Here is an 8,742-nt window from a genome sequence, read left to right as displayed (position 1 = left end):
GGACATGTCGAAGCTGGAGGAGATGGACGAGCTGAGGGGAAAGGCGGAGGGCTAGAAGAGGACGGGGCCGAGGACGGCTAAATCAATTTGCGAAAGAATCTTGACGGTACCGCTTTTGCTTGCGCTTCAGCTTCCGCTGCTCGAAGCGCGCCTCCGCCTCATCCGCGCGACGCTGACTTCTTGCTTGAGCCGACTCCCGCTTCATCGCTTCCCGCTGTGCCGCGAGCGCCTGTTGTGCCTTGGTGCTCACCGCGGGCCGTTTAAGGGCTTTCGCTGCCTCGCGAGCGCGCCGCTTGGGGTTCTTCGCGGGCTTGCTTGTCTCAGTGGCCTTGTCGCCGAAGAACGAGAGCTTCTCCCATTTGCCGACAACGAATCGCAGGATCTCCTCATCGGACGGCTCTGCGCCGAAGACGATGCGGGCGACGCCGTATCTGCCGTCCTCGACATGCTCCGCCAGCCCAACCCAGAATTGGCCGTCGTGATATACGGTCAGGGTGGACGACACACTGATCTGCATGGTTGGTTCCTCCTTTATGTAGATGACCATGCAGAGAAGGGACAACCAAGGAGGCAGGTTACTGATGCGGACACCCGCACGCCCACGACTACCCGACGGGGACTGTGTTTTTATCTCTGGTAGTTGGATTGTAGCACGCGCAGACGCGCCCTTCATCGCTGGCGACATGACATGGTTGGGGCTTACCACCCGACGCGCCCTTGCGCATATCGTCTTCTCGGTTTCGAAACTTTAAAAGACCTTGAGTTTCGAAACCGCGAAGGAGAGTTTAAGCAAGAGACGACGTTAGCTCTGAGTCGACGCTCGAGAAGGGGCTCTCGTCGCTTCTATCCATCAGGGATGCATTCACGAAGGTCCTCATCGCCCGCGCGGGAGTTCGAACGCGCGCAAATCGATACGGACGCAAGCGAAGCCCCAGTCAGCTCCATGACTTATGGGAAAGCCGCCCTCTGCAGGCTTCTTACCCTTGTTGTGGCGGTTGTTGTTTACGGTGTTGTTTGCGTTCGCATTGGCAGAGGAGCTGTCGCCGTTGCCCCTCCGTTTTCGTCAGTACCGGGCTGGGTGGCTGCCCTTCAGTCTGCATGCAAGGTGAGATCGGGCCCAGCGCCGTCTTTTTATAAGCGCTTTGGCGAAAACGTCCTGCTTATCAGAAGGATTTAAGTCCCAATTAAACAAGGAGCGGAAAGAGAGCCATATGCGATAGCAATGATTTCGCTATTGCATCTTCTGCTTGCATTTGCCTTAAGAAACCCTATATTAAAATGAGGCGCAATCGTATCCTTTTACCAAATCTGAGCAAGCGCATATATGCCCCAGCTCAGATTCAAAAGACTTTGAAAGCGAGATGCCATGAGCAAATGCTCATGTACGGTAAGGAAGCAAGCAACCGAAAACAAGAGATAGACCGCCAGCACTACACTATTCCGAACCAAAGACCAAAAGATAAGCATTGTGGGAAAATCTAAACTTTTGGATTTTCCTACAATGCCGACTACGGCGGAATCCCTCCCACTCCTTATATATTTCTTTCTGTATACATTGAATTTGTATTTAGTAAAATGCAGACAACACCACGGATCGGCTTTTGGCTGGACAATTCCAACCAAACACCGCAGCAGACAGTAGAAACCATTCTGAACGTTAGGAAGCCGGTATGATTGTTACATATAAGGGGAAGAAAAATTTCTTTTAGATACTTGTTTTCCTAAAACTGATGTGATATAATAATTCAAGTCCAGAAAAGGAGTAAAAAATATGCGGCAAGGTATTCTTAAATAAAACTATAATCAAATAGTGGGAACAAAGGATTATGATAGTCCCTTTTGTAGGGGCTTAGTTTTTTGTACCCAATTTAAGAATACTTTTGCCTTATCAATTTTGACATATCCCCAAAAACAGCACTCACAAACAGGTGTATGCTGTATACGTGTATGTCCGCAATTATCATCCCCAGTGGTAAAAGTATTTTACTGCTGGGGATTTTTATGCCCTTCGGGGCAGTAAAGGGAGGACAATCACATGAAAATAATCAATATCGGGATTCTTGCCCATGTAGACGCTGGAAAGACAACCTTGACGGAGAGCCTGCTATATGCCAGCGGAGCCATTTCAGAACCGGGGAGCGTCGAAAAAGGGACAACGAGGACGGACACCATGCTTTTGGAGCGGCAGCGTGGGATTACCATTCAAGCGGCAGTCACTTCCTTCCAGTGGAACAGATGTAAAGTCAACATTGTGGATACGCCCGGCCACATGGATTTTTTGGCGGAGGTGTACCGCTCTTTGGCTGTTTTAGATGGGGCCATCTTGGTGATCTCCGCTAAAGATGGTGTGCAGGCCCAGACCCGTATTCTGTTCCATGCCCTGCGGAAAATGGACATTCCCACCGTTATCTTTATCAACAAGATCGACCAGACTGGCGTTGATTTGCAAGGCGTGTATCAGTCTGTTCGGGATAAGCTCTCCGCCGATATTATCATCAAGCAGACGGTGTCGCTGTCCCCGGAAATAGTCCTGGAGGAAAATACCGACATAGAAGCATGGGATGCGGTCATTGAAAATAACGATGAATTATTGGAAAAGTATATCGCAGGAGAACCAATCAGCCGGGAAGAACTTGCGCAGGAGGAACAGCGGCGGGTTCAAGACGCCTCCCTGTTCCCGGTCTATCATGGCAGCGCCAAAAAGGGCCTTGGCATTCAACCGTTGATGGATGCGGTGACAGGGCTGTTCCAACCAATTGGGGAACAGGGGAGCGCCGCCCTATGCGGCAGCGTTTTCAAGGTGGAGTATACAGATTGTGACCAGCGGCTCATCTATCTGCGGCTATACAGCGGAACGCTGCGCCTGCGGGATACGGTGGCCCTGGCCGGGAGAGAAAAGCTGAAAATCACAGAGATGCGTATTCCATCCAAAGGGGAGATTGTTCGTACAGACACCGCCCACAAGGGCGAAATTGTCATTCTTCCCAGCGACAGCGTGGGATTAAACGACGTATTGGGGGACAACACCCGACTTCCTCGTGAAAGGTGGCGCGATGCCCCCCTCCCCATGCTGCGGACGACGATTGCGCCGAAAACGGCAACGCAAAGAGAACGGCTGCTGGACGCTCTTACGCAAATTGCGGATACTGACCCGCTTTTGCGCTACGAGGTGGATTCCATCACCCATGAGATCATTCTTTCTTTTTTGGGCCGGGTGCAGTTGGAGGTCGTTTCCGCTTTGCTGTCGGAAAAATACAAGATTGAAACAGTGGTAAAGGAACCCACCATCATTTATATGGAGCGGCCGCTCAAAGCAGCCAGCCACACCATCCATATCGAGGTGCCGCCCAACCCGTTTTGGGCATCTATCGGACTGTCTGTTACACCACTCCCGCTTGGCTCCGGCGTACAATACGAGAGCCGGGTTTCGCTGGGATACTTGAACCAGAGTTTTCAAAACGCTGTCAGGGATGGTATCCGTTACGGGCTGGAGCAGGGCTTGTTCGGCTGGAACGTAACGGACTGTAAGATTTGCTTTGAATACGGGCTTTATTACAGTCCGGTCAGCACGCCGGCGGACTTCCGCTCATTGGCCCCGATTGTATTGGAACAGGCATTGAAGGAATCAGGGACGCAACTGCTGGAACCTTATCTTTCCTTCACCCTCTATGCGCCCCGGGAATATCTTTCCAGGGCTTATCATGATGCACCGAAATACTGTGCCACCATCGAAACGGTCCAGGTAAAAAAGGATGAAGTTGTCTTTACGGGCGAGATTCCCGCCCGCTGTATACAGGCATACCGTACTGATCTGGCCTTTTACACCAACGGGCAGAGCGTATGCCTGACGGAACTGAAAGGGTATCAGGCCGCTGTCGGCGAGCCGGTCATCCAGCCCCGCCGTCCAAACAGCCGCCTGGACAAGGTGCGCCATATGTTTCAGAAGGTAATGTAAAGATACATAATCGTCAAGACGGCAACAATCAGAAGTTATGGAGGGTAACAATGGAACGCCGTTTCTGAAAGGAGCGAGAGAAGCGCCGTCTTGCCCGTTCCCCTTGCTCCCGTAATAATAGTCGACAGGTTGGGATCTCCCGGGCCGTTGATAAAGCCACGGTTGATGTCGCGCAGGATATGCTCGCGACCCGCTAGAAAGGGAGGGACGCTTCCAAATGTTGGGGTAAAGGGGTTCTTGCTGTACTCCATGGTAGCTCCTTTGCAAGTTTTGCTAATTTTTGCAAGTTTTGCTAACTTTTGCAAGTTTTGCTAACGACAGACCAAAGGGCATCGAAGCAGTGGCGCTGACATGTTTTACGCAGAAAAATAAGCAGAAATCAATTTATCTGCGTTAAAAAATAGTTGAGAAGAAAAACGACGAGTCCCGGGCGCAATGCCGTTGCGTTCCGGGCCTCGTCGCTTTGCGAAGTGTCTAACGATCTCGTTGCCGTCGTCCTAGTCAAACAAACTCGGCATGTCGTTTTCTTTCATGAGGGCACCGGCGGAGGGGAGGCTCTGCGCGGTGAACTTCTCGGCCGAGACGCCGGCGCCAAGGATCTCCACGGTTGTGCCGACGGTGGTGACCGAGCGACCCTTCTTGGCGGTAAAGGCCTGGACGCCCTGCGTGTTGGTGGTCGTCTTGGTCTTGAGCAGCGACGTGTTGAAGTTCATCAGGCGGTAGTCGCTCGAGACCAGCGCGATGTCGCGGTCTTCCTTGAGCACCTGTGCATACAGCAGTTTGCTGCCGCCGTAGATGGCGTTCTTGAGGCGCTTGCGGTTGGTCTTGGTAACGTATCCGGCAAGTGCGACGCGCACCACACGACCGTTCTCAAAGATAAACAGCACGTCGGCCTTGTAGTCCTCGGGGTCGATGACCCAGATGACACTCTCGTCGGGTTCCATCTCGAGGTCGGTGGGCAAGTACGAGCCCAGCTGGGCCGACTTGGTGTCCTCAAACGCCGCAACCTTGCACTTGTATACCTGGCTCTTGTTGGTAAAGACCAGCAGCTCGTGGGTGTTGGAGGACGGGAACTCGATAAAGGGTTTGTCGCCGTCTTTGTACTTGAGCGTGGCCGCCTTCTTGAGCACGCGGTCGGTCATCTTTTTGAGATAGCCCTCGCGCGAGAGCATGATGGTAACCGGATATTCCTCGACCTCGGGCTCCAGGCTTACCTCGATAACCTCATGGGGCTCAATCCTGCCCGTGCGGCGCGGCATCACGTACTTCTTGTTGACCGCAGCCAGCTCGTCGCTGATGACCTTCTTGATGTTCTCTTCGCTGGAGAGGATTTCCTCAAGCTCGGCAATCTCACCCTCGAGCTTAGCGATGTCCTTGGTACGGTTGAGGATGTACTCCTTGTTGATGTTGCGGAGCTTAAGCTCGGCAACAAACTCGGCCTGGGTCTCGTCGATGTCGAAACCCTTCATAAGGTTGGGCACGACCTCAGCCTCGAGCTTGGTGCCACGGATGATGGCGATGGCCTTGTCGATGTCGAGCAGAATCGCCTCGAGGCCGTGCAGCAGGTGCAGGCGCTCGGACTTTTTGCCCAAGTCAAAGTTAATGCGGCGACGCGTGGACTCAATACGCCACTTGACCCACTCGTGCAGGATCTGGCGTACGCCCATAACGCGGGGATAGCCGTCGACCAGCACGTTAAAGTTGCATGAGAACGAATCCTGCAGCGTAGTCGAGCGATAAAGCTTCGCCATGAGCTTGTCGGGGTCAACACCGCGCTTAAGATCGATGGCGATACGCAGGCCCGAGAGGTCGGTCTCGTCACGGATGTCAGCGATCTCCTTGACCTTGCCCTCTTTGGAGAGCTTGACGATGCGATCGATGATGACATCGGTCTTGGTGGTGTAGGGGATCTCGTAGACCTCGATGATGCGCTCTTCGGGAATCCAGCGCCAGCGGGAGCGGATCTGGAAGCTGCCAAGGCCGGTCTCGATAATCTTTTCCATCTCCTCGCGGCGGTAGATAATCTCACCGCCGGTCGAGAAGTCGGGCATGGGCATGTACTCGAGCAGATCGCAGTTGGGATCCTGCAGATAGTGCATGGTGGCGGTGCAGACCTCGTTGAGGTTGAAGCCGCAGATGTCAGACGCCATGGCGACGCCGATGCCCTTGTTGGCCGAGACAAGGATGTTGGGGAACGTGGTGGGCAGCAAACGCGGCTCCTTCATGGCGCCGTCGTAGCTGTCGACAAAGTCGACCGGGTCCTTGTCGATGTCTTTGAAGATCTCGGCACTGATGGGGGAGAGCTTGGCCTCGGTGTAACGCGAGGCGGCGTAGCTCAGGTCACCCGAATAGTACTTGCCAAAGTTGCCCTTCGACTCCACGAAGGGGGCGAGCAGCGCCTCGTTGCCGGTGGCCAAGCGCACCATCGTCTCGTAGATTGCGGCGTCGCCGTGCGGGTTGAGCTTCATGGTTTGGCCCACGATGTTGGCGCTCTTCTGGCGCTCACCTTTGAGCAAGCCCATCTTGTACATGGTGTAGAGCAGCTTGCGGTGCGAGGGCTTAAAACCGTCGATCTCGGGGAACGCACGCGAAACGTTGACGCTCATGGCGTAGGGCATGTAGTTGACCTCGAGCGTCTGCGTGATCGGCTGATTGGTGACCTCGGAGTGCAGGCCGATGACGTTCTCGGCGTTGACCTGCTTTTTCTTTGGCTGGTTCTTCGTCTTCTTCTTTGCCACGATTTCCTCTTGAACTTCTTATGGGCCGTCGTTATCGATTTGCTGCTACTGCAGGTCCAGCTGGTCCAGGTATTCCTTGCCGTGCTCCGAGATATGGCGCTTGCGGCCCGCCTCGTCGCTGCCCAGCAGAAGGTTGAACATGGTCTCCATCTTGGCGACGTCTTCGGACTCCACCTTGATCAGACGACGCGTCTCGGGGTTCATGGTGGTGAGCCACATCATGTCCGGGTCGTTCTCACCAAGACCCTTGGAGCGGTTGATGGAGCACTTCTGGTCGCCGATCTCCTTAAGAATGCCGTTCTTCTCGAGCTCGGTGTAGGCAAAGTAGGTCTTTTCTTTGCAGTTGATCTCGTAGAGCGGCGACTCGGCGATATACACGTAGCCTTCGTCGATAAGCGTGGGCACCAGGCGATAGAGCATGGTGAGCACGAGCGTGCGGATGTGATAACCGTCGACGTCGGCGTCCGTACAGATGATGACCTTGTTCCAGTTAAGGTTGTCCAGGTCGAAGGCGCCGAGGTTCTTGATGCGCTTGTCTTTGATCTCCACGCCGCAGCCCAGCACGCGCATGAGGTCCATGATGATGTCGGACTTAAAGATGCGCGGATAGTCCTCCTTTAGGCAGTTGAGGATCTTGCCGCGGACGGGCATAACGCCCTGGAACTCGGCATCGCGCGAGGTGCGAATGGCGCCTGCTGCCGAGTCGCCCTCTACGATGTAGATCTCGCGGCGGCTCTTGTCCTTGGAACGGCAGTCGATGAACTTCTGCACCCGGTTGGCCATGTCGGTCTTCTGCTGCAGGTTGGTCTTGATGCTCTGGCGCGTCTTCTCGGCATTCTCGCGCGAGCGCTTGTTGATGAGCACCTGCTCCATGATCTTGTTGGCGGCATCTTTGTTCTCGATCAAGTAGGTCGAGAGGCGCTCCTTAAAGAATGCCGTCATGGCCTGCTGGATAAAGCGGTTGTTGATGGCCTTCTTAGTCTGGTTTTCGTAGGACGTCTGGGTGGAGAAGCAGTTGGTCACCAGCACCAGGCAGTCCTGGACATCTTGCCACTTAATGCCGCTCTCGTTTTTGTTGTACTTGCCCTGTTGCTTAATGTAGGCATCGATGGCGCTGGTGAGGGCACTGCGGGCCGCCTTTTCGGGTGAGCCACCGTTCTCGAGCCAGGAGGAGTTGTGGTAGTACTCCTGCATCGTGAAAGTGCGCGAGAAGCACATGCAAGCAGTGATTTTTACGTTGTAATCGGGCAGATCCTCGCGATCGCGACCGCGACGGTCGGCCTCGATAAAGAAGGGCTCGGTAAGGTAGTCGGCACCGACCTTCTCGAGCACGTAGTCCTCGATGCCCTTGGGATAGCAGAAGTCCTCTTCGGAAAACTCGCCGTCGTCGCCCTCGATGCGCAGCCGGAAGGTCACGTTGGCGTTGACCACGGCCTGGCGGCGCATGGTCTCGCGATACCAATCGTGGGGGATGCTGATGGAGGTAAAGACCTCAAGATCGGGGCGCCACTTGATAGTGGTACCGGTGCGGTCCTCGTCGCTGGGCTCAATCTCGAGTGCCTTCTTTTTGGCGCCGACGACCTTGCCCTTCTTAAAGTGCAGGGAGTACTTGTTGCCGTCGCGCCAAACCGTGACGTCCATGTATTCGGAGGCGTACTGGGTTGCGCACGAGCCCAGGCCGTTGGTGCCGAGCGAGAAGTCGTAGTCGCCGCCCTGGTTGTTGTTGTACTTACCGCCGGCGTAAAGCTCGCAAAAGACGAGCTCCCAGTTAAAGCGCTTCTCGGAGGGGTTCCAGTCAAGCGGGCAGCCGCGGCCGTTGTCCTCTACCTGAATGGAGCCATCGCGAAAGGCGGTAAGGGTGATGAGCTTGCCGTAGCCCTGGCGCGCCTCGTCAACGGCGTTGGACAGGATCTCGAAGGCGGCATGCGCGCAGCCGTCGAGCCCGTCCGAGCCAAAGATGACGGCGGGGCGCAGGCGTACGCGCTCCTCGTCCTTGAGCTGACGAATACTGTCGTTACCATAGTTTGCGGTGTTCTTTGCCATGCTCGC

5 protein-coding genes are annotated in these 8,742 nt (G+C 54.8%); 1 reads left to right on the top strand and 4 read right to left on the bottom strand.

Annotation, left to right across the window (positions count from 1 at the left end; all coding sequences use genetic code 11):
- Window positions 1-82: 82 nt before the first annotated feature.
- The gene (locus tag ACTQ48_RS07645; protein WP_441570513.1) at window positions 83-517 is read right to left on the bottom strand and encodes a YjdF family protein; all 435 of its coding nucleotides are present in this window, start codon (window positions 515-517) and stop codon (window positions 83-85) included.
- A 1,518-nt stretch (window positions 518-2,035) separates the two neighbouring features.
- Between ACTQ48_RS07645 and tet(W) the strand changes: the two genes are divergently transcribed.
- Complete coding sequence (tet(W), locus tag ACTQ48_RS07640; RefSeq protein WP_441016467.1) at window positions 2,036-3,955, top strand: tetracycline resistance ribosomal protection protein Tet(W); 1,920 nt, start codon at window positions 2,036-2,038, stop codon at window positions 3,953-3,955.
- 35 nt (window positions 3,956-3,990) lie between these two features.
- Here the strand turns inward: tet(W) and ACTQ48_RS07635 are convergent, their stop codons facing one another.
- The 3 genes from ACTQ48_RS07635 to ACTQ48_RS07625 all read right to left on the bottom strand — a co-directional run bounded on the left by ACTQ48_RS07635 (window position 3,991) and on the right by ACTQ48_RS07625 (window position 8,736).
- A complete protein-coding gene (locus ACTQ48_RS07635) occupies window positions 3,991-4,206 on the bottom strand; it encodes a hypothetical protein (RefSeq protein WP_441016470.1) in 216 nt (71 codons plus the stop codon).
- Window positions 4,207-4,452: 246 nt separating this feature from the next.
- Window positions 4,453-6,693, bottom strand: coding sequence for a DNA gyrase subunit A (locus ACTQ48_RS07630; RefSeq protein WP_441565434.1), 2,241 nt, complete (start codon window positions 6,691-6,693; stop codon window positions 4,453-4,455).
- Window positions 6,694-6,738: 45 nt separating this feature from the next.
- Complete coding sequence (locus tag ACTQ48_RS07625; protein ID WP_441570512.1) at window positions 6,739-8,736, bottom strand: DNA gyrase/topoisomerase IV subunit B; 1,998 nt, start codon at window positions 8,734-8,736, stop codon at window positions 6,739-6,741.
- Window positions 8,737-8,742 lie beyond the last annotated feature (6 nt).

Source organism: Collinsella sp. Sow4_E3, from assembly GCF_052116285.1.
GTDB lineage: Bacteria > Actinomycetota > Coriobacteriia > Coriobacteriales > Coriobacteriaceae > Collinsella.
Note: the sequence above shows the minus strand (reverse complement) of the source record. Positions and strands in the feature narration are given on the sequence as shown.

Excerpts from the sequence above, each read along its gene's own strand:
- ACTQ48_RS07645 (WP_441570513.1), bottom strand. The coding sequence starts at position 517 with ATGCAGATCAGTGTGTCGTCCACCCTGACCGTATATCACGACGGCCAA.
- ACTQ48_RS07635 (WP_441016470.1), bottom strand. The coding sequence starts at position 4,206 with ATGGAGTACAGCAAGAACCCCTTTACCCCAACATTTGGAAGCGTCCCT.
- ACTQ48_RS07625 (WP_441570512.1), bottom strand. The coding sequence starts at position 8,736 with ATGGCAAAGAACACCGCAAACTATGGTAACGACAGTATTCGTCAGCTC.